24 protein-coding genes are annotated in these 23,249 nt (G+C 58.8%); 16 read left to right on the plus strand and 8 right to left on the minus strand.

Features of this window, described 5'->3' with window-relative positions; genetic code table 11:
- Positions 1-279: 279 nt before the first annotated feature.
- Positions 280-1,188: a 50S ribosomal protein L3 N(5)-glutamine methyltransferase gene (gene prmB, locus D8V06_RS25795; RefSeq protein ID WP_056853830.1), complete on the plus strand. Its 909-nt coding sequence runs from the start codon at positions 280-282 to the stop codon at positions 1,186-1,188.
- A gap of 244 nt (positions 1,189-1,432) precedes the next feature.
- Here the strand turns inward: prmB and D8V06_RS25805 are convergent, their stop codons facing one another.
- Both D8V06_RS25805 and D8V06_RS25810 read right to left on the minus strand, forming a co-directional pair.
- Positions 1,433-2,224 (minus strand): hypothetical protein, encoded by a 792-nt coding sequence (locus tag D8V06_RS25805; RefSeq protein ID WP_056853829.1) that lies wholly within the window; start codon positions 2,222-2,224, stop codon positions 1,433-1,435.
- 109 nt (positions 2,225-2,333) lie between these two features.
- A complete protein-coding gene (locus tag D8V06_RS25810) occupies positions 2,334-3,332 on the minus strand; it encodes an alpha/beta fold hydrolase (RefSeq protein WP_056853828.1) in 999 nt (332 codons plus the stop codon).
- An 84-nt stretch (positions 3,333-3,416) separates the two neighbouring features.
- Between D8V06_RS25810 and aroC the strand changes: the two genes are divergently transcribed.
- The 3 genes from aroC to D8V06_RS25825 are packed head-to-tail and all read left to right on the plus strand — an operon-like array spanning position 3,417 to position 6,267.
- Entirely contained in the window at positions 3,417-4,508 is a 1,092-nt protein-coding gene (gene aroC / locus D8V06_RS25815; RefSeq protein WP_054048587.1) for a chorismate synthase, read from the plus strand.
- A gap of 28 nt (positions 4,509-4,536) precedes the next feature.
- Positions 4,537-5,688, plus strand: coding sequence for an MFS transporter (locus D8V06_RS25820; protein ID WP_056853826.1), 1,152 nt, complete (start codon positions 4,537-4,539; stop codon positions 5,686-5,688).
- A gap of 45 nt (positions 5,689-5,733) precedes the next feature.
- Positions 5,734-6,267 (plus strand): acireductone dioxygenase, encoded by a 534-nt coding sequence (locus D8V06_RS25825; protein ID WP_130932072.1) that lies wholly within the window; start codon positions 5,734-5,736, stop codon positions 6,265-6,267.
- Positions 6,268-6,325: 58 nt separating this feature from the next.
- On the opposite strand, the gene D8V06_RS25830 is transcribed toward D8V06_RS25825, so the two are convergent.
- Positions 6,326-6,601 (minus strand): DUF3509 domain-containing protein, encoded by a 276-nt coding sequence (locus D8V06_RS25830; protein ID WP_056853824.1) that lies wholly within the window; start codon positions 6,599-6,601, stop codon positions 6,326-6,328.
- Positions 6,602-7,002: 401 nt separating this feature from the next.
- On the opposite strand from D8V06_RS25830, the gene D8V06_RS25835 reads away from it, so the two are divergent.
- The 9 genes from D8V06_RS25835 to D8V06_RS25875 all read left to right on the plus strand — a co-directional run bounded on the left by D8V06_RS25835 (position 7,003) and on the right by D8V06_RS25875 (position 14,993).
- Complete coding sequence (locus tag D8V06_RS25835) at positions 7,003-8,841, plus strand: long-chain-acyl-CoA synthetase (protein WP_130932073.1); 1,839 nt, start codon at positions 7,003-7,005, stop codon at positions 8,839-8,841.
- Positions 8,842-8,951: 110 nt separating this feature from the next.
- A complete protein-coding gene (locus tag D8V06_RS25840; protein WP_056853822.1) occupies positions 8,952-9,470 on the plus strand; it encodes an ankyrin repeat domain-containing protein in 519 nt (172 codons plus the stop codon).
- A gap of 152 nt (positions 9,471-9,622) precedes the next feature.
- Positions 9,623-10,153 carry a hypothetical protein gene (locus D8V06_RS25845; protein ID WP_130932074.1) on the plus strand — a complete coding sequence of 177 codons (531 nt, stop codon included), beginning with the start codon at positions 9,623-9,625 and terminating at the stop codon, positions 10,151-10,153.
- An 82-nt stretch (positions 10,154-10,235) separates the two neighbouring features.
- Positions 10,236-10,427, plus strand: coding sequence for a PLDc N-terminal domain-containing protein (locus tag D8V06_RS25850; RefSeq protein WP_056853820.1), 192 nt, complete (start codon positions 10,236-10,238; stop codon positions 10,425-10,427).
- Positions 10,428-10,636: 209 nt separating this feature from the next.
- Positions 10,637-10,870 (plus strand): hypothetical protein, encoded by a 234-nt coding sequence (locus D8V06_RS25855; RefSeq protein WP_056853819.1) that lies wholly within the window; start codon positions 10,637-10,639, stop codon positions 10,868-10,870.
- A gap of 214 nt (positions 10,871-11,084) precedes the next feature.
- Positions 11,085-11,429 carry a ribonuclease E inhibitor RraB gene (locus D8V06_RS25860; protein WP_056853818.1) on the plus strand — a complete coding sequence of 115 codons (345 nt, stop codon included), beginning with the start codon at positions 11,085-11,087 and terminating at the stop codon, positions 11,427-11,429.
- A gap of 385 nt (positions 11,430-11,814) precedes the next feature.
- The gene (locus D8V06_RS25865) at positions 11,815-13,224 is read left to right on the plus strand and encodes a circularly permuted type 2 ATP-grasp protein (RefSeq protein WP_130932075.1); all 1,410 of its coding nucleotides are present in this window, start codon (positions 11,815-11,817) and stop codon (positions 13,222-13,224) included.
- A gap of 12 nt (positions 13,225-13,236) precedes the next feature.
- Positions 13,237-14,187, plus strand: a complete 951-nt coding sequence (locus D8V06_RS25870) for an alpha-E domain-containing protein (RefSeq protein ID WP_056853816.1) — start codon at positions 13,237-13,239, stop codon at positions 14,185-14,187.
- Positions 14,184-14,993 (plus strand): transglutaminase family protein, encoded by an 810-nt coding sequence (locus tag D8V06_RS25875; protein WP_130932076.1) that lies wholly within the window; start codon positions 14,184-14,186, stop codon positions 14,991-14,993. Before D8V06_RS25870 ends, D8V06_RS25875 begins: the two co-directional genes overlap by 4 nt.
- A gap of 205 nt (positions 14,994-15,198) precedes the next feature.
- On the opposite strand, the gene D8V06_RS25880 is transcribed toward D8V06_RS25875, so the two are convergent.
- Both D8V06_RS25880 and D8V06_RS25885 read right to left on the minus strand, forming a co-directional pair.
- On the minus strand, positions 15,199-16,020 hold the full coding sequence (locus D8V06_RS25880; protein ID WP_130932077.1) for a cytochrome c: 822 nt from the start codon (positions 16,018-16,020) through the stop codon (positions 15,199-15,201).
- A gap of 96 nt (positions 16,021-16,116) precedes the next feature.
- On the minus strand, positions 16,117-16,320 hold the full coding sequence (locus tag D8V06_RS25885; protein ID WP_130905432.1) for a hypothetical protein: 204 nt from the start codon (positions 16,318-16,320) through the stop codon (positions 16,117-16,119).
- A 286-nt stretch (positions 16,321-16,606) separates the two neighbouring features.
- On the opposite strand from D8V06_RS25885, the gene D8V06_RS25890 reads away from it, so the two are divergent.
- The 3 genes from D8V06_RS25890 to D8V06_RS25900 all read left to right on the plus strand — a co-directional run bounded on the left by D8V06_RS25890 (position 16,607) and on the right by D8V06_RS25900 (position 20,799).
- Positions 16,607-17,812, plus strand: a complete 1,206-nt coding sequence (locus D8V06_RS25890; RefSeq protein ID WP_056853812.1) for an acetyl-CoA C-acetyltransferase — start codon at positions 16,607-16,609, stop codon at positions 17,810-17,812.
- A 24-nt stretch (positions 17,813-17,836) separates the two neighbouring features.
- Positions 17,837-19,981 (plus strand): 3-hydroxyacyl-CoA dehydrogenase NAD-binding domain-containing protein, encoded by a 2,145-nt coding sequence (locus D8V06_RS25895; protein ID WP_130932078.1) that lies wholly within the window; start codon positions 17,837-17,839, stop codon positions 19,979-19,981.
- A 95-nt stretch (positions 19,982-20,076) separates the two neighbouring features.
- Positions 20,077-20,799, plus strand: a complete 723-nt coding sequence (locus tag D8V06_RS25900; RefSeq protein WP_056853810.1) for an amidotransferase — start codon at positions 20,077-20,079, stop codon at positions 20,797-20,799.
- Between the two features lie 89 nt (positions 20,800-20,888).
- On the opposite strand, the gene D8V06_RS25905 is transcribed toward D8V06_RS25900, so the two are convergent.
- The 3 genes from D8V06_RS25905 to D8V06_RS25915 form a co-directional block, all read right to left on the minus strand.
- Positions 20,889-21,860: a magnesium and cobalt transport protein CorA gene (locus D8V06_RS25905; protein WP_130905435.1), complete on the minus strand. Its 972-nt coding sequence runs from the start codon at positions 21,858-21,860 to the stop codon at positions 20,889-20,891.
- Between the two features lie 145 nt (positions 21,861-22,005).
- The gene (locus tag D8V06_RS25910; protein WP_056853808.1) at positions 22,006-22,728 is read right to left on the minus strand and encodes a 1-acylglycerol-3-phosphate O-acyltransferase; all 723 of its coding nucleotides are present in this window, start codon (positions 22,726-22,728) and stop codon (positions 22,006-22,008) included.
- 214 nt (positions 22,729-22,942) lie between these two features.
- Positions 22,943-23,249, minus strand: a 307-nt coding sequence (locus D8V06_RS25915; RefSeq protein ID WP_241667867.1) for an enoyl-CoA hydratase-related protein, incomplete at its 5' end; no start/stop codon positions are given.

A 23,249-nucleotide genomic window follows, 5' to 3' on the forward strand; every position in this document is an offset into this window, starting at 1 on the left:
CGCGGCCGCTGAGTTGAAACATCGTTTGTGGAACGGACATTCTGGGGCTCCTTCGAGTGGGGCTTTTGCGACATTGTCCTCCGGCTGAGCGCTTCTGTGAATCGCTACTATTGTAGGCACCGTCGTTACTGGCGTGTAGCGTTGTCAAGTGCTCCGTTTTGTTCAATACCGAACTGAAAAAAGAGATTAGTCCTACATTTGCCCCCGCGTTGTTCTCGCGTCGTCGTGGCGTCGTTTGACTGGTAGAATCGCCAGTCGATTTTTCTGGAGTTAGCCGTCGTGATCACTTCCCGCCTTCGCACCCTGCGTGACCATATCCGTTGGGCCGTCAGCCGCTTCCATGGGGAGGATCTGTTTTTCGGCCATGGGACCGACAACGCATGGGACGAAGCCCGTCAACTGGTGTTGGGTGCGTTGCACCTGCCGTGGGAAATCGCCGACAGCTACCTCGATTGCAACCTGGAAGAAGATGAAGTGGTTCGCTTGCAGCGGTTGCTCAAGCGCCGCATCGAAGAACGCATTCCAACCGCTTACCTGCTGGGCGAAGCCTGGTTCTGTGGCATGTCGTTCATTGTCGACGAGCGCGTATTGATCCCGCGTTCACCGATCGGTGAGTTGATCGAAAACCGTTTCACGCCTTGGTTGGGCACCGAGCCAGCAAGGATTCTCGACCTGTGCACCGGTTCCGGCTGCATCGGTATCGCCTGCGCCTACGAGTTTCAAAACGCCGAGGTGGTGCTGGCCGATCTGTCGTTCGAAGCGCTGGAAGTGGCCAACCAGAACATCGAGCGTCACGGCGTCGATGAGCGGGTCTATACCGTGCAGGGCGATGGTTTTGATGGTTTGCCGGGGCAGCGTTTCGACCTGATCGTGTCGAACCCGCCGTATGTAGATGCCGAAGATTTTGCCGACATGCCGGATGAATACCAGCACGAACCGGAATTGGGCCTGGCGTGCGGTGACGATGGTTTGAACCTGGTGCGGCGCATGCTCGCGCAGGCCGCTGATCATTTGACCGAAAAGGGCTTGCTGATTGTCGAAGTGGGCAACAGTCAGGTTCACGTCGAAGCGTTGTACCCGGAAGTGGACTTCGCCTGGCTGGAATTCGAGCGAGGCGGGCATGGCGTCTTCATGTTGTCAGCCCAACAGTGCCGCGATCATCAGGCGCTGTTCGCCTCGCGCGTCTGACCTGCCCTGATCATTCCCACGCTCTGCGTGGGGATGCAGCCCGGGACGCTCTGCGTCCCAAGAGCCGAACGCGGAGCGTCCGTTGAGGCGTTCCCACGCGGAGCGTGGGAACGATCAGCCACCTCAACAAATATTGTGGCGAGGGAGCTTGCTCCCGCTCGAGCGCGAAGCGGTCGCCGAAAGAGGCTGCATCGCACCCAGCGGGAGCAAGCTGCCTCGCCACAGATGAGTCCCTGCCTACCTATCAACGGTGCGTGGCAATCCAGATCAACAACCCCGCCTGGAACACTGCAAACGCCACCAGACAGGTAATGGTGAAGCGCAGTCCGGCGTCTTCGCGTTTGTACTTGCTGACCTTTTCTTCGTGTTTCTTGAGTTTCACTTCCTGCTCGGCCAGGTTCTGTTCGGCCTGCTGGAGCATTTGCGCCGCTTCAAGAATTTCCACGACCTGCAGTTTTTCCGTGTTCCAGTCGCTCAACAGGTCGCCGACCCGCACCTCTTTGACGCTGCCCTTCAAATGCTGGGCATCGGCGTAAACCACATCAAAGCCGTGCACCCGCAAAAAATGGTCGCGACGCAGGCGAGTGTCTTCGTTCAGCGCGTCCTTGTTGTTCAAGTCAACGCCATCGACGGTGTAGCCAGGCCAGCGCTTTTTCGCCCAGACGATGCCCTGAGCCGCCATGAAGCGACCGATACCCCGATTCACCGGTTCAATCTGCAAACCGCTGTCCGGGCCGAAACGCACGCGTTTTTCGGCGTGGTCGACCCACACGTCCAGATGATTCTGTTCCTTGCGCACACGCTGGCCGGGCAGGGTAATGCTCATGCGCATCAGGCTGTGCTGCTTGTCGTTGCGTTCGGCATAGCCGAATTCGACAAAGCGCAATGGGCGGCCACCGGTGTTGCGATCGGTCTGCAGCGGCGCCAGACGGAGCATTTTATGGTGCTCGACGTGGACGTCCGCCCATGGCAGCTCGACCGCTGGCGGTGCGTCTTGTTCAGCGGTGGTGTCGGGTGAAGTCTGGGTATCAGTCATAACGGCGAGATCCTGTCCAAGCTCAACTTGTCACCAGCCATTGCGCTGGCGACAAAGGCTTATCGGCCGTTTTTTTCAGGACTGGAGGGCAACACCGGTTAAACAGCGCTTAAGTGGAGCGAAGTCCGTCAATAAATTCGAGGATTTTCGCGCCCAGTTCCGCTGCCAGGGGCAAATTCGGATCCTTGTAGGACGCCAGCTGGCGTTTGACGTCGTTGGGCACGATGCGCATGACGTGGTTCATGCCTTCGATCAACACCAGTTCGGCGTCCGGCTTGGCCGCCTTGAGCAGCCGGGCATCGTTGACTCCGACCTGAATGTCATTGCTGCCCTGGATGATCAGCGCGGGCATTTTCAGCCTGGCAAACGCAGCGGCCGGATCCTGACGAAACAGGGAAATCAGATAGGGCTGCACGCTCGGACGGAAAATCACTTGAAGTTGCGGTGGCACGTTGTCGTCGGTTTTCCCGGCCTTGAGGCTGTCGAGCAGTTCATTACTACGCAGCATCAACGGCGGCGGCAGGCGATTGCTCAGTTGCTGGCGCAATACCTGATCGATTGGCCGGGCGCTGCCGGACATGGAAATGACCGCCGCCGCATCGACGTTGGGCGCGGCGAGGCTGGCGATCAACGCGCCTTCGCTGTGCCCCAGTAGAATCAGCTTGGCGAAACGCGGATCGGTCTTGAGCTTGCGACTCCAGGCCTCGGCGTCGGAAACATAGGCTTCCAACGTCAGGTTGCGCTCGTCCGGCGTGGCCGCCAGGCTCGCCGCCACACCACGTTTGTCGTAGCGCACACTGGCGATATTGTGTTTGGCCAGCACCCACGCCAACCGCTTGAGGCTGTCGTTGCGCCCGCCATCGGGGTTGTTTCCGTCACGATCCGTAGGACCGGAGCCGGAAATGATCAGGACAACGGGCACCGGCGTGTCGGATTTCGGCAACAACAACGAGCCGAAAAGCGTTCCACTGCCGGTGTCCAACGAGATCGGCCGTTGCAGAACGGTGGCCTGGGCGAAGCCTGTAAACAAGGTCAGGGTCAAGAGCAAAACTCGCAGCATCATCACGCCATCATTATCAAGATGCCGGTTGGACTCGCTGACACCCATAAGGTTCGAGGATGAACTACTTGGGTAGCCTGCGTATACTGGCGCGCATTATGTATTTGGGTTCGATTTCACGGAGCGTCCTGCATGTCCGGCAATACCTACGGCAAGCTGTTCACTGTCACCACCGCGGGCGAAAGCCATGGTCCGGCGTTGGTCGCCATTGTCGATGGCTGCCCGCCGGGCCTGGAGATCTCCCTTGAAGATCTGCAGCGCGACCTGGACCGCCGCAAGCCCGGCACCAGCCGCCACACCACCCAGCGTCAGGAAGCCGACGAAGTCGAAATCCTCTCCGGTGTGTTCGAAGGTCGCACCACCGGTTGCGCCATCGGCCTGTTGATCCGCAACACCGACCAGAAGTCCAAGGACTACTCGGCAATCAAGGACCTGTTCCGCCCGGCCCACGCCGACTACACCTACCACCACAAATACGGCGAGCGCGATTATCGCGGCGGCGGTCGCAGTTCGGCGCGGGAAACCGCGATGCGTGTGGCGGCCGGAGCGATCGCGAAAAAGTACCTGGCCAGCCAGGGCATCGTGATTCGTGGCTACATGAGCCAGCTCGGCCCGATCGAAATTCCGTTCAAGACCTGGGATTCGGTCGAGGAAAACGCCTTCTTCAGCCCGGACCCGGACAAGGTGCCGGAACTGGAAGCCTATATGGATCAGTTGCGTCGCGACCAGGATTCGGTCGGCGCGAAAATCACCGTGGTCGCTGAAGGCGTGATGCCGGGCCTGGGCGAGCCGATCTTCGACCGCCTCGACGCCGAACTGGCCCATGCGCTGATGAGCATCAACGCGGTCAAGGGCGTGGAAATCGGCGCCGGTTTCGCCAGCGTCGCCCAGCGCGGCACTGAACATCGCGATGAAATGACCCCGGAAGGCTTCCTCAGCAACAATGCGGGCGGCATTCTCGGCGGTATTTCTTCCGGTCAGCCGATTGTTGCGCATCTGGCGCTGAAGCCGACATCCAGCATCACCACACCGGGCCGTTCCATCGATATTCATGGCAATCCGGTGGACGTGATCACCAAGGGCCGTCACGACCCTTGCGTCGGCATTCGCGCCACGCCTATCGCTGAAGCGATGATGGCCATCGTACTGATGGACCATCTGCTGCGTCACCGTGGGCAGAACGCCGACGTGCGCGTGAGCACGCCGGTGCTGGGTCAGCTCTAATGGCTGACTTCGCAGCTGCTGCAATCTGATGGTTGCGGCGGCGCTCCCGTACTGGCGGCTCTCCAGTTTCTATCTGTTTTATTTCGCTTTGCTCGGTTCGACAGCGCCGTTTCTGGCGCTGTACTTCGATCACCTGGGGTTCAGCGCCGCACGCATCGGCGAACTGGTGGCCATCCCGATGCTGATGCGTTGCGTGGCGCCGAACATCTGGGGCTGGCTTGGCGATTACACCGGTCGACGGCTGGCGATCGTGCGTTTCGGCGCGGTGTGCACATTACTGACCTTCTCGCTGATTTTCGTCAGCAAGACCTACGCCTGGCTGGCGATGGTCATGGCCCTTCATGCATTTTTCTGGCACGCGGTGCTCCCGCAGTTTGAAGTCATCACCCTGGCGCATCTGCAAGGGCAGACTTCGCGCTACAGCCAGATTCGCCTGTGGGGTTCCATCGGTTTCATCATTACCGTGGTTGCGCTGGGCCGTCTGTTCGAATGGCTGAGCCTGGACATCTACCCGGCGGCGCTGGTGCTGATCATGGCTGGCATCGTGCTGAGCAGCCTGTGGGTACCGAACGCACAGCCGGCTCCGGGTAATCGGGTGGCGGGAGAGGGGTTTGTCAAGCAACTGCGCAGCCCCGGCGTGCTGGCGTTTTACGTTTGCGTTGCGTTGATGCAGATGAGCCACGGGCCGTATTACACCTTTCTGACCCTGCACCTTGAACGTCTGGGCTACAGCCGCGGCGTGATCGGCATGCTGTGGGCAGTCGGCGTAGTCGCCGAAGTGTTGATGTTCCTGGCCATGAGCAGAATTCTTGCGCGTTTCTCGTTACGCCAGGTATTGCTGGCGAGTTTTCTGCTGGCGGCACTGCGGTGGTTGTTGCTCGGCACGTTGGCGGAATTTCTGTGGGTGTTGCTGTTTGCCCAGGTCTTGCACGCGGCGACGTTCGGCAGCTTTCACGCCGCAGCCATTGCCTTCGTGCAACGCAGCTTCGGTGCGCGCCAGCAAGGTCAGGGCCAGGCATTGTACGCCGCGCTGGCCGGCACGGGCGGCGCCATGGGTGCGTTGTATTCCGGCTACAGCTGGAACGCTCTCGGCGCGGCATGGACCTTTAGTATTGCCAGCCTCGCCGCCGTCGCGGCTGCGGTTATCATTGCCATACGTATGCAAGAGGACAGGCCGTGAGCGCCGGTCACTGTCCTTGCCATGAACCGTTAAGGAATTGCCCTGATGAGCAGCCTGTCCGTATACCACGTCTCCAGCCCTGAGATTCCCAACAAGGTGCTGACCCATCTCGAAGACATTCAATCGACCCTGGCCGAGCACGGCGTGCGTTTCGACCGCTGGCAAGCGGCTACGAAAATCCAGCCCGGCGCGAGCAAGGAAGAAATGATCGCCGCCTATCAGGGGCAAATCGATAAGCTGATGACTGAGCGCGGCTACATCAACGTCGATGTGCTCAGCGTCACCGGCGATCACCCGCAACAAGACCAAATGCTCAAAGAGCAGCATCTTGGCGAAGATTTGGTGCGATTTTTCGTTGCCGGTCGTGGCTTGTTTAACCTGCACATCGACGATTACGTCTATGCCGTGTTCTGCGAGAAGAACGACCTGATTTGCGTGCCGGCCGGTACCCGGCACTGGTTCGATAGGGGGGAGCACCCGCATCTCGTGGCGATCCGCCTGTTCAATAACCCGCAAGGCTGTGAGGCCAACTTCACCGGCGACGATATTGCCAGCCAGTTTCCGCGTTTGGAAGACTGACAAAAAACCTGTGGGAGCCAGTCTGCTGGCTCCCACAATTTTTCAGCGCTTTCAGCGTTTACAGCGAATGATAAGTCGGCAGTGCAAATCGCTGCTGGCTCTGCAACATCGAGATTTGCGGCAGTTCGCTGGCCTGTTCGGCAAGGTCGCGGCGAATCGCGCTGATGACCCACGACAGTTGATCGCCATTGTGCAATTGCTGGTAGGAAATCGAGCGTTTGAATTCTCGGCCGTCGCCACGCAGGGTCAGCAGGATTCCACCGTCAGGTCGCGCTTGGGTGGTGACTTCGAAGTTGGAGAACAAAGACGAAAATTTTTCTTGGATCAGGCTCATGTCTATCAGCTCCGTTAGCTCTTGAATGGCAAGCGTGGGGAGAGAGTTGCAGTGATTGTGCCAGTATCCTGTTTTATAAAAATCTTATATAAATCAATAGTTTATCAAAAGCATGGATTTTCACTTCCTTGCAAATTGCATGAATAGCCATCGTGCATCCTGCATTTTGCGGGTTTCTCGGCAATTGGATTGAACCATTGGGCAGGCATGCGCTCCTGCATTTCCCGGAACCGTTGCGGTCGACATCGCGGATCGCAGATCAAGATCGCAGATCAAGATCGCGGATCAAGATCGCAGATACAAAACATTTCAAAAACCGCGTGTACAGCTCAAGAACCGTTGACGTATTTTCGGGCTCAATCAACGCCGCCCGACAATAAAAAGATCGAACGGGAGCAGCCATGAGCCGCACATCAAGCGACACGATCACCTGGAGCATGATGCTCCGCAAGCTGCCTGCCATCGCCAAAGCCATTCCACGCGTGGTGAAGGGTATGAAGGTTGCCAACGTCAAGGATCCGACCCAACCGTGTGGCCTGGGGTGGAGTTTCGAGCAAGCCACCCTGCGTAATCCTGATGGCCCGGCATTGCTGCACGGCGACGTTTCGCTGACTTATGCGCAGGTCAATCAGTGGGCCAATCGCATTGCCCATCATTTGATCGACCAAGGCATCGGCAAGGGCGACGTGGTGGCGCTGTTCATCGAGAACCGCCCGGAGCTGCTGGTGACAATTTTGGCAGTGGCCAAGGTTGGTGCCATTTCGGCGCTGCTCAATACCTCACAAACCCGCGACACCCTGGTGCACAGCGTGAACCTGGTGACGCCGGCTGCCATCGTTGTCGGCGAGGAGTTGGTCCCGGCGTTTTTGGCCGTGCGCGAGAAACTGTCGATCGATGCGTCGCGCACCTGGTTTGTCGCCGATCAGGACACCTGGAGCCATCCGGGAATTGCCCCGCTCGGATTCATCAATCTGATGACCGCCAGCATCGACGCCAACAGTGAAAATCCGGCAAGCAGCCAGCAGGTTTTTTTCGATGACCCTTGTTTCTACATCTACACCTCCGGAACCACGGGTTTGCCCAAGGCCGGTGTGTTCAAGCACGGGCGCTGGATGCGCAGCTGCGCCAGCTTCGGGATGATTGCACTGGATATGCGGCCCGAGGATGTCGTCTATTGCACCTTGCCGCTGTATCACGCCACCGGATTATGTGTGTGTTGGGGCTCTGCAGTCAGCGGCGCCTCGGGATTCGCCATCCGCCGCAAGTTCAGTGCCAGCCAGTTCTGGAGCGATGTGCACAAATACCGGGCGACGACCATCGGTTACGTGGGCGAGTTGTGCCGTTACCTGGTCGATCAACCGCCCAGTGCCGACGATGGCAAACACGGGGTCAGGAAAATGATCGGCAATGGCCTGCGCCCCGGTGCATGGGCCGACTTCAAGAGTCGTTTTGCGGTGGATCACATTTGCGAGCTGTATGCCGCCAGCGACGGTAATATCGGTTTCACCAACATTCTGAATTTCGACAACACCGTGGGTTTTTCCCTGATGGCGTGGGAGTTGGCGGCGTATGACCACGACAGCGGGGCGCCAATCCGTGGCGTCAATGGTTTCATGCGCAAGGTCGGTAAAGGCGAGCAAGGCTTGTTGTTGGCCAAAATCGACGACAAGGCGCCGCTGGACGGTTACACCGATCCGCAGAAAACCGAGAAAGTCGTCCTCTGCGATGTCTTCGAGAAAGGCGACCGATACTTCAACACCGGTGACCTTCTGCGCAACATTGGCTTTGGGCATGCCCAGTTTGTCGATCGGTTGGGCGACACTTATCGCTGGAAGGGCGAGAACGTCTCCACTACCGAGGTCGAGAACATCCTCCTGCAGTACCCGCATATTTCCGAAGCGGTGGCTTATGGCGTGGAAATCCGCAACACCAACGGTCGCGCCGGCATGGCAGCCATTACGCCAGCGGAATCTTTGGCGACGCTGGATTTCAGCGAACTGCTGGCCTTTGCCCGTCAGCAGATGCCGAGCTATGCGGTGCCGTTGTTCTTGCGGGTGAAAGTCAAAATGGAGACCACCGGGACGTTCAAGTACCAGAAGACCCGGCTCAAGGACGAAGCCTTCGATCCGGGCAAAACCGGCGATGACCCGATCTACGCCTGGCTGCCTGGTACCGACACTTACGTGCAGGTCACCGGGCAAGTGCTGTCGGACATTCAGGCTGGCAAACACCGTTATTGAAAACGGCGCCATTGAATGTGGCTATAGGTGCGCATCAGAAAAAAGAAGTGACAGTGTCGGGGCTGCTCGGGAAACTGTCGGCTTTTACGAATGACACAATGGAGTGCCCGATGTCCGACAAAAGCCGCCAGATGACCCCCGAAGAAGCTGCCGAGTTTGCCGAACAGGTATTCAACAAAGCGCGCGAGGGCGATGCGGCCATGATGGCTGCGCTGCTGAGCAAGGGCCTGCCGCCCAACCTGCGCAACCACAAGGGCGACACATTACTGATGCTGGCCGCGTATCACGGCCATGTGGACACGGTGAAAGTGTTGCTGGAACACAAGGCCGATCCGGAAATCCGCAATGACAACGGCCAGAGCCCGATTGCCGGCGCCGCGTTCAAGGGTGACCTGGCGGTGATCAAGGCGTTGGTTGAAGGCGGCGCGCAGGTGGAAGGTTCGTCATTCGACGGCCGGACGGCGCTGATGATGGCTGCGATGTTCAACCGCGTCGAAGTCGTCGATTACCTGATCAGCAAAGGTGCCGACGCCAAAGCCAAGGATGCCAATGGCATTACCGCGCTGGATGCCGCCAGGACAATGGGCGCTACCGATACCATCGCGCAGCTGGAAAAACTGCTGGGCTGATTGCCTCAAAAAGATCGCAGCCTTCGGCGGCTCTGACAGGGAATGCGTGTACCTTGAAGGGTGCTGCCGTAGGCTGCGATCTTTTCGTTTTTTGGGGTTAACCTGCGGTATCCTTCGCGCCCTCAAAATTCCCTCGCTACAGGATTTACCCCATGAAAGCCGCACTCGTCGAACTCATCAGCAAAATCAGCTCCGGGTGCATGGGTGATGACGAAATCCACAAAGTCGCTGACGAAGCGGCCCAGGCTTACGCGGATCCTCAAGGTTTTCTGACGGCCAACCCGGACATCAACTACGACGACACCTTCCCGATCCCGTTGGGTGAATGGGTGGTTGTCGGCAGCCTGCCGGAAACCGTGCTGTTCCAGGCCGATACCTACATGGATCTGTTCGCACAGATCGCCGCTTCGTTCGGCCCGGGAGTCGATTTCAACCTCAAGCCCAAGCAGTTGGCCAAGACCGAAGCGCTGACCGCGCTCAATCGCATCCAGGTGCAGATGAGCAGCCTGAACAAGGAAAACGGCGGTTACACACTGATGAACTTCAGCCAATTGCTCGATGACGAGTTGCAGGTCGTGCTGGTCTACGGCAATGACCTGCCGCGGGTGCTGGAGCTGTGCGCCGAAGTCGGCATTGCGGCGGCACCATCCCTCGAAGCGTTGAAAGTCGCCATCCACGTCTGAGGCGGTAAGGCTTTCAATAAAAGGGAACCCTGGCCATGGCCGGCTATCCTAAGGGGGCAGATCACTCTTCGGGAGCGTCACTATGGGTTCCACCTTCAACAGTCTGGTTGGCCTGATCATTCTTGCCCTGGATATCTGGGCAATCATCAACGTGCTGAAAAGTGGCGCCGGAACGGGGGCGAAAGTCCTCTGGGTGCTGTTGATCCTGTTGCTGCCGGTTTTGGGCCTGATCATCTGGGCGATCGCCGGGCCGCGTGGGAATGTACGGATCTGACCTGATCTCAGGCAGACGTGCCAACCTTGTCGGAACGAGCCCGCTCGCGATAGCGGACTATCAGCCCTCAATGGCTGTCCGAAAAACCACTTTCGCGAGCAGGCGCGCTTCTGCGTCTTGAACTGTAATTGATCCAGCGGAACGATTAGCCAGCTACCCAGGTCGAGATAGGTGTAAGCCCATTTGCGGGTTTGATCGAGGAGGCTCCGATGTCCAAGTGGAAAGTCACTTTCGTGGATGATCATGGTGAAACAATCGACGAAGTCTTCGAGTGCGAGGAATGCCCGAGCCATGAGCAGGCCGCCAAACTCATCAAGGAACGACTCCTTCCCGTCGCCGCTGAACTGGATCTGAACGATCTGGAAGGGCGAACCGCCGATGCGGGCGTCAAAAGCCTGAAAACCCAGAACAGCATTCAAATCCTCGGCATCACGCCAAACTGAACACTTCCTGTCACATTCGCAACCAGGCCTTGGCAGCGGCTCTATCTTGGGGCTAATCTGCAAGCGAGATCAGCGAATGGATCGCTAAGGTCTGGTCTTGTCAGCTCCATGCTTGTTTCCCGTCGGCACATCGGTTGCCGAAGCGTTCGCACCATCGGGTTGCGCGCGTCAGGGAGTACGGAAAGTCTATCCATCAGTTTCAGGAGGACGTTTCATGAGCACAGCCTATCAAGAAGACATCAGCAGCAGCGTGTTGCGCCGCATGAAAGAAGGCGGTTTTGATTTTTCACGGTTCCACCCCATCGAGTTCTACGCCATTTTCCCGGACGAGGAGCGGGCACGCAGGGCGGCACGACAGTTCCATCATGGTGAATGCCTGAATGCGCAGATCAGTGTGCGCGACGATGGCGCATGGGCGCTCGAACTGAGCAAAGTGATGTACGCCACCTACGATGACATCGGCGATTTCGAACAGGGTTTCGAAGCGGTGGTCGAGCCCTTGGGCGGCATCATTGAGGGCTGGGGTGTCAAGCAGGAGGTACGAGGGCGACTCGCATAACCTTATGAACAGTAACAAGCATCAATAACGGCTGACCTTTGGGTTGGCCGTTTTCGTTTTTGATCGCGTATTTGATTCACAACATTTCGCAGAGGCAAAAAAAACCGCCCGAAACGGGCGGCTAAAGGGAAGTTCGGTCAGCTTTTCAGCGAATGAGCGGATTATCCCCAGCGTTAACCGGGCAGTGAAATCAACTCTGACTATGCTGGTGATAGGCGACAACAGCGCCTTGCAATGAAGCGGGGGCGATCAGGTTGGGGCGTTTGCCGCACAGGATTGGTGCGGCGAATCCGCGTTGATAATCCAACCGATTGAAATCAAAGCGTTTATGCCGATGGCACGGGCCTTGCGAAGGCCTGCATGTCCGGGTGACAAGGAGTACGGCATGATCCGCACCTATTTTGATGAGATGTACGATGCCGGCGGCCTGGTCCGCCCGCATTACCGGGAATTTGCCCGCTGGCTGGCCGAGACGCCCGACGAGCTGCTCGCGCAGCGCCGCCGCGAGGCCGATCTGCTGTTCCACCGTGCCGGGATCACCTTCACGCTCTATGGCGACGAGCAGGGCACCGAGCGCCTGATTCCGTTCGATACCATTCCCCGCAGCATTCCGGCCAGTGAATGGCGGATTGTCGAGCGCGGCTGCATTCAGCGGGTCAAGGCGTTGAACATGTTCCTCGCCGATCTCTACCACGAGCAACGCATCATCAAGGCCGGGATCATTCCAGCCGAACAGGTGCTGGCCAACGAGCAATACCAGTTGGCGATGCAGGGGCTGGATTTGCATCGCGATATCTATTCGCACATTTCCGGTGTCGATCTGGTGCGCGACGGTGACGGCACGTACTACGTGCTTGAGGACAACCTGCGGACACCGAGCGGCGTCAGCTACATGCTTGAAGACCGCAAAATGATGATGCGTCTGTTCCCCGAACTGTTCGCGGCACAACGCATCGCCCCCATCGACCACTACCCGAACCTGTTGCTCGACACCCTGAAAAGCTCCAGCCCGATCGACAACCCGAGCGTGGTCGTCCTGACGCCGGGGCGCTTCAACAGCGCATTCTTTGAACATGCATTCCTGGCGCGGGAAATGGGCGTGGAGCTGGTGGAGGGCGCGGACTTGTTCGTGCGCGACGACAAGGTCTACATGCGCACCACCGACGGCCCCAAAGCCGTCGACGTGATCTACCGTCGTCTGGACGATGCGTTCCTCGATCCGCTGGCGTTCAACCCGGATTCGATGCTCGGTGTGCCGGGGCTGCTGTCGTCTTACCGTTCCGGCAACGTCGTGTTGGCCAACGCCATCGGCACGGGGGTGGCGGACGACAAATCGGTGTACCCGTTTGTCACCGACATGATCCGTTTCTATCTGGATGAAGAGCCGATCCTCAAGAACGTTCCTACGTGGCAGTGCCGTAATCCTTCTGAACTTTCCCACGTGCTGGCCAATCTTCCAGAACTGGTGGTCAAGGAAACCCAAGGCTCCGGCGGTTACGGAATGCTGGTGGGGCCGGCGGCGACGGCTGCGGAAATCGAAGCCTTCCGCGCGCGCATCATCGCCAAGCCTCACGCGTATATCGCGCAACCGACGCTGTCGCTGTCGACCTGTCCGACCTTTGTCGAAAACGGTATCGCACCGCGTCATATCGATTTGCGGCCGTTTGTATTGTCAGGCCGTGAAACCCGGGTCGTGCCCGGCGGTTTGACCCGTGTCGCCCTGCGTGAAGGCTCCCTGGTGGTGAATTCCTCCCAGGGTGGCGGAACCAAGGACACCTGGGTGGTCGAGGATTGAAGGAAGCCTGTCATGTTAAGTAGAACTGCCTCGGATTTGTATTGGATGTCGCGTTACCTGGAGCGCGCGGAAAACCTAGCGCGGATGCTCGACATCAGTTATTCGTTGTCACTGATGCCACAGGATGGCCGTGGCAACGGTTTGCACGAACTGGCCATGCCGCTGCTGATTACCGGCACGCTGGACGATTACCTCGAACGCCACGGCGAATTGCACGCCGAGCGGTTGCTGCATTTCTTCGCCCTGGACGCAGCCAACCCGGCCAGCATTTACAGTTGTCTCGGCGCCGCACGGGCCAGTGCCCATGCGGTGCGTGGGCGAATCACCGCCGACATGTGGGAAAACATCAACGCCACCTGGCTGGAAATTCGCGGGATCGCCGAACAAGGCCTCAGCCGCTACGGCATGAGCCGTTTCTGCGAGTGGATCAAGGAGCGTTCCCACCTGTTCCGAGGTGCGTCCTACGGCACCATCATGCGTAACGACGCCTTTCGCTTCATTCGCCTGGGCACCTTTATCGAAAGGGCCGACAACACGTTGCGGCTGCTCGACGCCCGTTACGAAATGGCCGGCGATCAGGCCGAAGCGGTCAGCGACGGCACGGCTCACGCCTATTACCAGTGGAGTGCGCTGCTGCGGGCACTGTCGTCCTTCGAGGCCTACACCGAAATCTACCGTGACGCTCCCGGTGCGCGGCATGTCGCCGAATTACTGTTATTGCGGGCGGATGTCCCACGCTCCCTGCGTGCCTGCACCGAGGAGATCGACCAGATTCTCGCCCAGCTACCAGGGGCTAACGGCCGGCCCGCGCAACGTCTGGCGGCGGAAATCGACGCGAGGCTTCGTTACACCGGCATCACCGAAATTCTCGACGAAGGCCTGCACGCCTGGCTGACCGAGTTCATCCCGCTGGTGCGCCAGTTGGGCAACGCGATTCACAGTTCCTACCTGGAGGCTGCATGAGACTTTCCATAAGCCACGAGACCACCTATCACTACGAAGATCAGGTGCGGGCGAGCATCCAGTACCTGCGACTGACACCCCACGACAGCGAGCGCCAGCACGTGCTCAGTTGGCAGCTCGACCTGCCGCGCCCGGTGCGTGCGCAACTCGATCCGTTCGGCAACATCCTGCACGTACTGACCATGGACGAACCCCATGAGGCGATCATTATCGGCGCCCGGGGCCAGGTCGACATCGACGAACTGCGCGAAGCCGAGCACGAGAGCCAGTCGGCGCTGCCGTTCCTGCGCTTTACCCGCTTGACCGAGGCTGACGCGGCAATGCGTGCGTTTGCCGAAAAAGAGTGCAAGCAACGTCGGAACCGTACGGCACTGATCGACTTGATGCATGGCCTGAACCAGCACATGACCTACACGCCGGGCGCTACCGAAGTGGACACCAGCGCCGCACAAGCCTTCGCCGGGCGTTCAGGCGTATGCCAGGACCACACTCACGCATTCCTCGCCTGCGCCCGCAGCCTGGGCATTCCGGCGCGGTATGTGTCGGGTTATCTGTACAGCGAAAACAGCGAGCACCTGGCCAGTCACGCCTGGGCTGAAGCCTGGCTCGATGACGCCTGGTACAGCTTCGACGTGACCAACCAACTGGCGCGCCCCGAACGTCACCTGAAACTGGCGGTGGGCCTTGATTACCTGGATGCCTGCCCGGTTCGCGGCATGCGTCGGGGCGGCGGGTGTGAGCAGATGCATGCCAAGGTCCTGGTGACCCCAACGCCTGCGCCGGTGATTTCCGTGCAACAACAGTAAGCCAGGACACCGCAGAACCCTGTGGGAGCCGGCTTGCCCGCGATTGCGGTGGTTCAGACACTATTTCAGTAACCGGCAGTTCGCCATCGCTGGCAAGCCAGCTCCCACAGGGTGTGAAGTCGGTCGCGAAATCTGTGGCACCACAAATCACTGTGGGGCTTGCCCGCGGCGATCGCCTGCAGGCTGGCTTCCACAGAAATGCATGTCAGGGCTTAACCTTACGCCCTGTCATATGCTTCAAATACCCCACCAACATCTGCAGATCCTCATCCGGCAAAACCTCGGCTGAAAACCCCGGCATTTTTGCCTGCGGCCACTGGCGCAAGCTCTGCGGATCGCGGATGTAGCGCTTGAGGAAGTCAGCGCCGAAATATTCGGTGGGGTTGTACGGAATGTTCAGGTCCGGTCCGAACTGCGCATCCCCGGCACCGTTCAATCGATGGCAGGCCAGGCAGTTTTTCTGGAACAACGCAAAACCCTTGTTGACCGGATCGTCGGCTTTTAACGCAGGGTCCGGCAGCAGGGCAGGGAAGCGCTCGGCTACCGGTGCCATGCGCTTGATGCTGGCGACTTCGAACGGCCATTGTTCCGGGCTGATATTGCCCGCCCGCGGATCGGTCCAGACCAGATAAAACGGCCCGGCGCTGTGCTTGCCTTCGGAAAGTGGCGGCCAGGGTTTGGCGGGGTCTTCAATTGCCAGCCAGGCGCGAGCTCCCTCGCTGTTGAGCAGGGGCGCAGCCGCCAGTTCAGCGGCAAAACCGTCAAGCGCCACGGCTTGCAGGTGATCGTCAGGCTTGATACCGGTCAACAAGGCGGCCAAGGGCACGGCGCGATAGCTCATGTCGCGCTTGTAGGAAACGTCATTGGCGATGGTAATGGTCTGGATCTGAGGATGCTTGAGCAACTCCTCGGTTTGCCAGGTGCGGCCAACCGCGCCCAGCTCCAGGTTGAGCTGTGCGGCATACGAGGGCGTGCTGAGCAGCAAAGCCCCGAACAGAATGAGCGTTTTCAAAGGATCGCCGTCCATGTCGTGGAAGTGCCCCAAAGGTTGGCACAGCCACGCTGGCCCGGGTAGCGAGCCAGTCACATTTTTATGTGGCGATAATTAACTCTGGCGCTTGATTCAGCCGATCACCTTCGTCAGGTTCGGCACGATTAACAACAGCGTGGTGGCGAAAAGAATGAGCCCGGCTTGACGAACTTTCGATTGTTTGAACATGGCTTGACCGCCTTTATTGTTATTTCCTGATGCCTGCCTGCATATCTCCATGACGGCAGCGCGATGCACTTCCTGTAGCACGAGCGCCTCGGCAAAACCCGACGACAACTTCGTACACCTTCACCTTAGAGCCCGCGTCACACTTGGTTTAGATCCATTTAGTATGGTGTTCTCGAAAATCGCTATCAAAACGGCATGAGGCCTATTGCCAGCTTCTTGGGCGGCCTTTTGCTAGACACCTGCGCGTCCTGCACCGGTTCACCGAGCCAGGGATGACCGTCCGTCTGAGCGTGACCGTCAACTTCTGTGAGCGTTGCGGTCATTGAAACCATCGCGCCCTGGGCCAAGAGTGGCAGCTGTGTTTTCCCCATCTGCATCGCGCTTCGAGGACGTCATGACCCAAGCTTTGATTTTCGACGCATTACGCACGCCCCGTGGTAAAGGCAAGGCCGACGGCGCCCTGCACAGCGTGAAACCGGTGAACCTGGTCGCAGGATTGCTCACGGCGCTGCAACAGCGAACGGCCCTGGATACCAGTCAGGTCGATGACGTGGTCCTTGGCTGCGTGACGCCGATCGGCGATCAAGGCTCCGATATCGCCAAAACCGCCGCGCAAGTGGCGGATTGGGACGTCAGCGTAGCCGGTGTGCAGATCAATCGATTCTGCGCGTCCGGACTGGAGGCGGTGAACCTGGGGGCGATGAAAGTGCGCTCCGGGTTTGAAGACCTGGTGGTCGTTGGCGGCGTCGAGTCGATGTCGCGAGTGCCGATGGGCAGCGACGGTGGGGCATGGGCATTGGACCCTGCCACCAACCTGCACAGCCATTTCACGCCGCAAGGCGTGGGCGCCGACCTGATTGCCACCCTGGAAGGGTTCAGTCGTGAGGACGTCGATGCCTACGCACTGCACTCGCAACAGAAAGCCGCGCGGGCGCGGGCCGATGGCTCGTTCAACAAATCGCTGGTGCCAGTGCAGGATCAGAACGGCATCATCCTGCTTGATCATGATGAATTCATCCGTGCCGAATCGACCCTGGAAGGGCTGGCCAAGCTCAAGCCGAGCTTCGAAATGATCGGGCAGATGGGCTTCGACGCCACGGCGCTGCGGGTCTACAGCCATGTGGAGCGGATCAACCATGTCCACACCCCAGGCAACAGTTCGGGGATCGTCGATGGCGCGGCATTGATGTTGATCGGTTCCGAAGCCAAGGGCCGGGCGCTCGGCTTGCAACCCCGGGCGCGGATCGTCGCCACGGCGGTCACCAGCACTGACCCGACCATCATGCTCACCGGCCCCGCGCCAGCGACGCGCAAGGCGTTGGCCAAGGCCGGGTTGCGGGTAGAAGACATCGACCTGTTCGAGGTCAACGAGGCTTTTGCCTCCGTGGTGTTGAAGTTCATCAAGGACATGGCCGTCGACCCGCAAAAGGTCAACGTCAATGGCGGCTCCATCGCCATGGGCCATCCGCTGGGCGCTACCGGTTGCGCGATCCTCGGCACCTTGCTCGATGAACTGGAGGTGCGGCGTCAGCGTTATGGCCTCGCGACCCTGTGTGTCGGCGGCGGCATGGGCATTGCCACCATCATCGAACGCCTCTGAGCCTCGCCTTCAAGGAACCTGTTTATGAGCCAAGCCATTCGTTACGAAAAGGGCCAGGACCAGATCGTCGTCCTGACCATCGACATGCCGGGCCAGAGCGCCAACACCATGAACGCGGTGTACCGCGAAGCCATGGCAGACTGCGTCGCCCGCCTGGTCAGCGACAAGGACAACATCGCTGGCGTGATCATCACGTCGGCGAAAAAAACTTTCTTCGCCGGCGGCGACCTCAATGAGCTGATCAAGGTCGGCAAACCCGAAGCCAAAGCCTTTTACGACATGGTGCTGACCCTCAAAGGCCAGCTGCGCACCCTGGAGACCCTCGGTAAACCGGTGGTCGCCGCCATCAACGGCGCGGCGCTCGGCGGTGGCTGGGAAATCTGCCTGGCCTGCCATCACCGGGTAGCGCTGGACAATCCGTCGGTGCAGCTCGGCCTGCCGGAAGTGACCCTGGGTCTGTTGCCGGGCGGTGGCGGGGTGGTGCGCATGGTGCGCATGCTCGGCCTGGAAAAAGCCTTGCCGTACTTGCTCGAAGGTAAAAAAGTCCGGCCACAGCAGGCGTTGCAGGCGGGATTGATCGATGAACTGGCAGCGGACCACGATCAACTGCTGGCCAAGGCGCGGGCATGGATTCTTGCCAATCCCGGCGCGGTGCAACGTTGGGATGTGAAGGGCTATCAGATTCCCGGTGGCACGCCGTCCAACCCCAAGGTCGCGCAGATGCTGGCGATTGCTCCGTCGATCCTGCGCAGCAAAACCCAGGGCACCATGCCCGCTCCCGAAAAAATCCTCTGTGCGGCAGTCGAGGGTGCACAGGTGGATTTCGATACCGCGCACCTGATCGAAACCCGTTATTTCACCGAACTGACCACCGGCCAAGTGTCGAAAAACCTGATCGGCACTTTCTGGTTCCAACTTAACGAAATCAATGCCGGCGGTTCCCGGCCTCAAGGTTTTGCGCCTTATGCCACCCGCAAGGTCGGTGTGCTGGGTGCGGGCATGATGGGCGCGGGTATCGCGTTCGTCAGTGCATCGGCGGGTATCGACGTGGTGCTCAAGGATCTCAACCTTGCGGCCGCCGAGAAGGGCAAGGCGCACTCGGCCGCGCTGCTGGACAAAAAAGTGGCGCGCGGGCAGATGAGCGTCGAGCAACGTGAAACCGTGCTGGCGCGCATTCATCCCACGGAAAACGATGCCGACCTGGCGGGTTGCGACCTGATCATCGAAGCGGTGTTTGAAGATCGAGAGTTGAAAGCCAAGGTCTCGTTGGCCGCGCAGAAAGTCGTCGGCACGGACGCGGTGATCGCCTCCAATACCTCAACCCTGCCGATCAGTGGTCTCGCCACCGCGGTGCCGGACCAGAGCAAGTTCATCGGTCTGCATTTCTTCAGTCCCGTGGAAAAAATGCCCTTGGTGGAGATCATCAAGGGCGCCAACACCAGCGACGAAACACTGGCGCGCGGCTTCGATTTCGTCCTGCAAATCAAAAAGACCCCGATTGTGGTCAACGACAGTCGTGGTTTCTTCACTTCGCGGGTGTTCGGCACCTTTACCAACGAAGGCATCGCCATGCTCGGCGAAGGCGTCAGCGCGCCGATGATCGAGACCGAAGCGCGCAAGGCCGGCATGCCTGTCGGTCCTCTGGCGATCTCTGACGAAGTTTCACTCAGCTTGATGAACCATATCCGCCAGCAAACCGCCAAAGACCTTCAGGCAGAAGGGAAACCGCTGATCGAGCACCCGGCGTTCGCCGTGATTGACTTGTTGCTCAACGAATACAAGCGGCCGGGCAAGGCCGCCGGGGGCGGTTTTTACGAGTATCCAGCCGGTGGCCAAAAACATCTTTGGCCGGAATTGAGAACCCGTTTCGAGAAGGCCGAGGGACAGATTTCACCGAAGGACGTACGCGATCGCCTGCTGTTCGTTCAAGCCATCGAAACCGTACGCTGCGTGGAGGAAGGTGTGCTGACCTCGACGGCCGATGCCAACGTTGGATCGATCTTCGGTATCGGTTTTGCCCCCTGGACCGGTGGCGCGCTGCAGTTTATCAACCAGTACGGGATCAACGATTTCGTCGCGCGTGCCCAATACCTGGCCGGGCAATACGGCCAGCGCTTCGCACCACCGGCGCTATTGCTGGAAAAGGCTGCCAAAGGGGAGGCATTCTAAGGGACAGGTGACGCACCGAAGGGCTTGCCTTGATACCGTGTTTCAAGGCAGGCTCTGGGGTGTGCATTATTCCCATCACGTGTCAGGTATTTTTTATGTCGTTACGCATCTGCATTCTGGAAACCGACAACCTGCGTCCGGAATTGGTCGACCAGTATCAGGGCTACGGGCAGATGTTCAAGCGCCTGTTTTCGCAGCAACCAATTGCCGCCGATTTCACGATCTACAACGTGGTGCAGGGTGAATACCCGAGCGATGACCTGACCTTCGACGCTTACCTGGTCACCGGCAGCAAGGCCGATTCCTTCGGCACCGACCCATGGATACAAACCCTCAAGGACTATCTGCTGACCCGCTACAAGCGCGGCGACAAACTGTTGGGCGTGTGTTTCGGCCACCAGTTGCTGGCCTTGTTGCTCGGTGGCAAGAGCGAACGCGCGAGCCAGGGCTGGGGCGTCGGCACGCACAAATACAAACTCGCCGCCAAGGCGCCGTGGCTGAACCCGGTGCGTGAAGAGTTGACCCTGTTGATCAGCCATCAGGACCAGGTCACCTCATTGCCGGAAAACGCCACGGTGATTGCATCCAGCGATTTCTGCCCGTTTGCCGCGTACCACATCAACGATCAGGTGCTGTGCTTCCAGGGCCATCCAGAATTCATTCACGACTATTCCCGCGCCTTGCTGGAGATCCGTCAGCAAGCGCTGGGCGAGCAGGTGTATTCGAAGGGCATCGCGAGCCTGGACAGCGAGCACCACGGCACCACGGTAGCCGAGTGGATGATGCGTTTTGTGGCGCACAAGCCAGAAACCGTTTAATCAGTTAATACCTCGCTTGCACAGGACTATTGCAATACCTGTGCGAGCGAGGCTTGCTTGCGACCGAGTGCGAAGCATTCGCCGAGAATTCAAAGCCAACCCGACTTCTTGAAACTCGTCCATAAACCCACGCAACCCACCGCAATAAACCCCAGCACACCGAAGTAACCGTAATGCCAGGTCAGTTCGGGCATGTTCTGAAAGTTCATCCCGTAGATCCCCGCCACCGCGGTCGGGAACGCCAGGATCGCCGCCCATGCAGCGAATTTGCGCTGCACCACACTTTGGCGCGACGCCTCCAGCAGCACCCCAACTTCGATGGTCTGGCTGGCGATATCCGCCAGGGTCGTCAGGTCTTCCAACTGCCGGGTTACATGAATCTGCACATCGCGGAAATACGGGCGCATGTTCTTGTCGATAAAGGGAAAGTTCAGTTTTTGCAGTTCCTCGCCGATCTCCACCATGGGCGCCGCATAACGGCGCAGGCGCAGCACATCGCGGCGCAGGCTGTGAAGATTCTGGATGTCACGTTCATTCAACGAGCCACACATGACGTTGCGTTCCAGCTCATCGATCCTGGCGTGAATCGCTTCGCCCATCGGCTGGTAGTTTTCAATCACGAAATCGAGGATGGCGTAGAGGACGAAATCTTCCCCGTGCTCCAGTAACAGCGGGCGCGCTTCACAACGCTGTCGGACGTAGGCGTAGGACGCCGAATGACCGTTACGCGCAGTGATGATGTAACCATTGCCGGCAAAAATGTGGGTCTCGATGAACTTGAGTTTGCCGTCTTCCATAATCGGAGAGTACGTGACGATGAAGAGCGCATCGCCGAACGTTTCCAGTTTCGGGCGACTGTGTTTTTCCAGGGCGTCTTCGATGGCCAGTTCGTGCAGGTTGAACTGGCGTTGCAGGTTGTACAGTTCCTCTTCGTTCGGCTCTTCAAGGCCGATCCAGACAAAGTGACCAGGCTTTGCAGCCCAGGCCGCGCCTTCGTCGAGGGTAATATTGGTGACCTTTTTACCCGCGCTATAAACCGCAGCAGCAACAACTCTACCCATGGTCTTGGTTCACTTCTTCTTGGCAGCTTCAATTGGCAAATGGCCGTGGCAGGCATGTTCAGCTTAGCCTTGTCTGCTGCTTGAGAGTCAGTGAAATCTGCACAGTTCACCGGCAAAAGAAAACCCGCACAGGGCGGGTTTCTTTTCAGGCCGATTGCAGTTGCCGGTCCATCGAATCGATGCATTCGCGCATCTGTTCACGACACTGGGCCATCAGCATCGGCATGTCATCAAGGCTTAAGCCTGCGGTGGGAATCGCTGGCAACGAACGGATCAGAATTTTCCCACTGCGCCAGCGGTTCAATCGCATGTGCTTGACGTAGCTACTGACACACACCGGCACGATCGGCACTCCCGCGGCAATGGCCATCTGGAACGCGCCTTTCTTGAACGGCAGCAACGCTTCGCCCAGATTGCGCGTGCCTTCCGGGAACACCCAGATCGAGGTGTCTTCGTTTTGCAGGGTGTGGGTGGTGGTCAACATCGACTGGCGGGCCTTCTGCGCATTGCCACGGTCGATCAAAACGTTACCGGCGAGCCAGAACAACTGACCGAACAACGGGACCCACTTCAGACTCTTCTTGCCGATGCACACGGTGCGGCGGGGGACTACGTTGCCGAAAACGAACAGGTCGTAGTTGGACTGGTGGTTGGCAATGATCACGCAACTGTCGGGTTTATCCATCAACGGCCCGACTTCGGCCTTCACCCGCAAACGCAAAATACACATTGCCGGCCACGCATAAAGGCGTGCGCACAGGCGGCTGTTGTCCGGATTGAACGGACGACACAGGCCGAGAATGACGCCCAGCACACCCGCTACAACAAAGTGCAGGCCCATCAATGACATACGTAAAACAAACAGCATTTTCAGGCCCCACCGGGACAAAAGGTGGCGCAGTGTACGGATGTGCACTGTTTTCGGCAATTGCGGCTATAGAGTCGGAAGATGGCCGATGTTTGAGTACATGTTTCTGAATCTTGGGTAAGACGTGTTCTAGAGCGGTTACCTGCTTTTCGTAGATGCCTGAATGAAAAAGCCCGACACGACGGTCGGGCTTTTCGCTGACGCGGAGCCGGGCTTAACCCAAATGCTCCTGGTCCTGGATGATGGCGTTGTCCAGAGCCTCCAGCAACGATTTGCGAACCTTCAACTTGGTGTTCTTGTGGGCCGTCATGTTGATCTTCTTCAACTGACGAGCCGCCGCCAGCGCAACGCCTTGGAGCTCTTCGGCTGCTACCACCACGTCGAGGAACCCGGCATCCACAGCGGTTTGCGGATTGAACATTTCACCGTTGACCACCGAACGTTGCAGTGCCGCTTTGCTCAGGCGATCGCGAGCAATCTCGATGCCGGCATGGTGCATGGTCATGCCGATCTGCACTTCG

The sequence above is a fragment of the Pseudomonas sp. Sample_24 genome (assembly GCF_004307605.1).
In the GTDB taxonomy this organism is placed as follows: Bacteria; Pseudomonadota; Gammaproteobacteria; order Pseudomonadales; family Pseudomonadaceae; genus Aquipseudomonas.

Coding starts and splice junctions, on each gene's coding strand:
- D8V06_RS25910 (WP_056853808.1), bottom strand. CDS start 22,728: ATGCTGTTTGTTTTACGTATGTCATTGATGGGCCTGCACTTTGTTGTA.
- D8V06_RS25825 (WP_130932072.1), top strand. CDS start 5,734: ATGAGCAGCCTGTCCGTATACCACGTCTCCAGCCCTGAGATTCCCAAC.
- D8V06_RS25850 (WP_056853820.1), top strand. CDS start 10,236: ATGGGTTCCACCTTCAACAGTCTGGTTGGCCTGATCATTCTTGCCCTG.
- D8V06_RS25805 (WP_056853829.1), bottom strand. CDS start 2,224: ATGACTGATACCCAGACTTCACCCGACACCACCGCTGAACAAGACGCA.
- D8V06_RS25870 (WP_056853816.1), top strand. CDS start 13,237: ATGTTAAGTAGAACTGCCTCGGATTTGTATTGGATGTCGCGTTACCTG.
- D8V06_RS25845 (WP_130932074.1), top strand. CDS start 9,623: ATGAAAGCCGCACTCGTCGAACTCATCAGCAAAATCAGCTCCGGGTGC.
- D8V06_RS25855 (WP_056853819.1), top strand. CDS start 10,637: ATGTCCAAGTGGAAAGTCACTTTCGTGGATGATCATGGTGAAACAATC.
- D8V06_RS25875 (WP_130932076.1), top strand. CDS start 14,184: ATGAGACTTTCCATAAGCCACGAGACCACCTATCACTACGAAGATCAG.
- D8V06_RS25820 (WP_056853826.1), top strand. CDS start 4,537: ATGGTTGCGGCGGCGCTCCCGTACTGGCGGCTCTCCAGTTTCTATCTG.
- D8V06_RS25810 (WP_056853828.1), bottom strand. CDS start 3,332: ATGGGTGTCAGCGAGTCCAACCGGCATCTTGATAATGATGGCGTGATG.
- D8V06_RS25895 (WP_130932078.1), top strand. CDS start 17,837: ATGAGCCAAGCCATTCGTTACGAAAAGGGCCAGGACCAGATCGTCGTC.
- D8V06_RS25865 (WP_130932075.1), top strand. CDS start 11,815: ATGATCCGCACCTATTTTGATGAGATGTACGATGCCGGCGGCCTGGTC.
- D8V06_RS25835 (WP_130932073.1), top strand. CDS start 7,003: ATGAGCCGCACATCAAGCGACACGATCACCTGGAGCATGATGCTCCGC.
- D8V06_RS25905 (WP_130905435.1), bottom strand. CDS start 21,860: ATGGGTAGAGTTGTTGCTGCTGCGGTTTATAGCGCGGGTAAAAAGGTC.
- D8V06_RS25890 (WP_056853812.1), top strand. CDS start 16,607: ATGACCCAAGCTTTGATTTTCGACGCATTACGCACGCCCCGTGGTAAA.
- D8V06_RS25900 (WP_056853810.1), top strand. CDS start 20,077: ATGTCGTTACGCATCTGCATTCTGGAAACCGACAACCTGCGTCCGGAA.
- D8V06_RS25830 (WP_056853824.1), bottom strand. CDS start 6,601: ATGAGCCTGATCCAAGAAAAATTTTCGTCTTTGTTCTCCAACTTCGAA.
- D8V06_RS25840 (WP_056853822.1), top strand. CDS start 8,952: ATGTCCGACAAAAGCCGCCAGATGACCCCCGAAGAAGCTGCCGAGTTT.
- aroC (WP_054048587.1), top strand. CDS start 3,417: ATGTCCGGCAATACCTACGGCAAGCTGTTCACTGTCACCACCGCGGGC.
- D8V06_RS25880 (WP_130932077.1), bottom strand. CDS start 16,020: ATGGACGGCGATCCTTTGAAAACGCTCATTCTGTTCGGGGCTTTGCTG.
- D8V06_RS25860 (WP_056853818.1), top strand. CDS start 11,085: ATGAGCACAGCCTATCAAGAAGACATCAGCAGCAGCGTGTTGCGCCGC.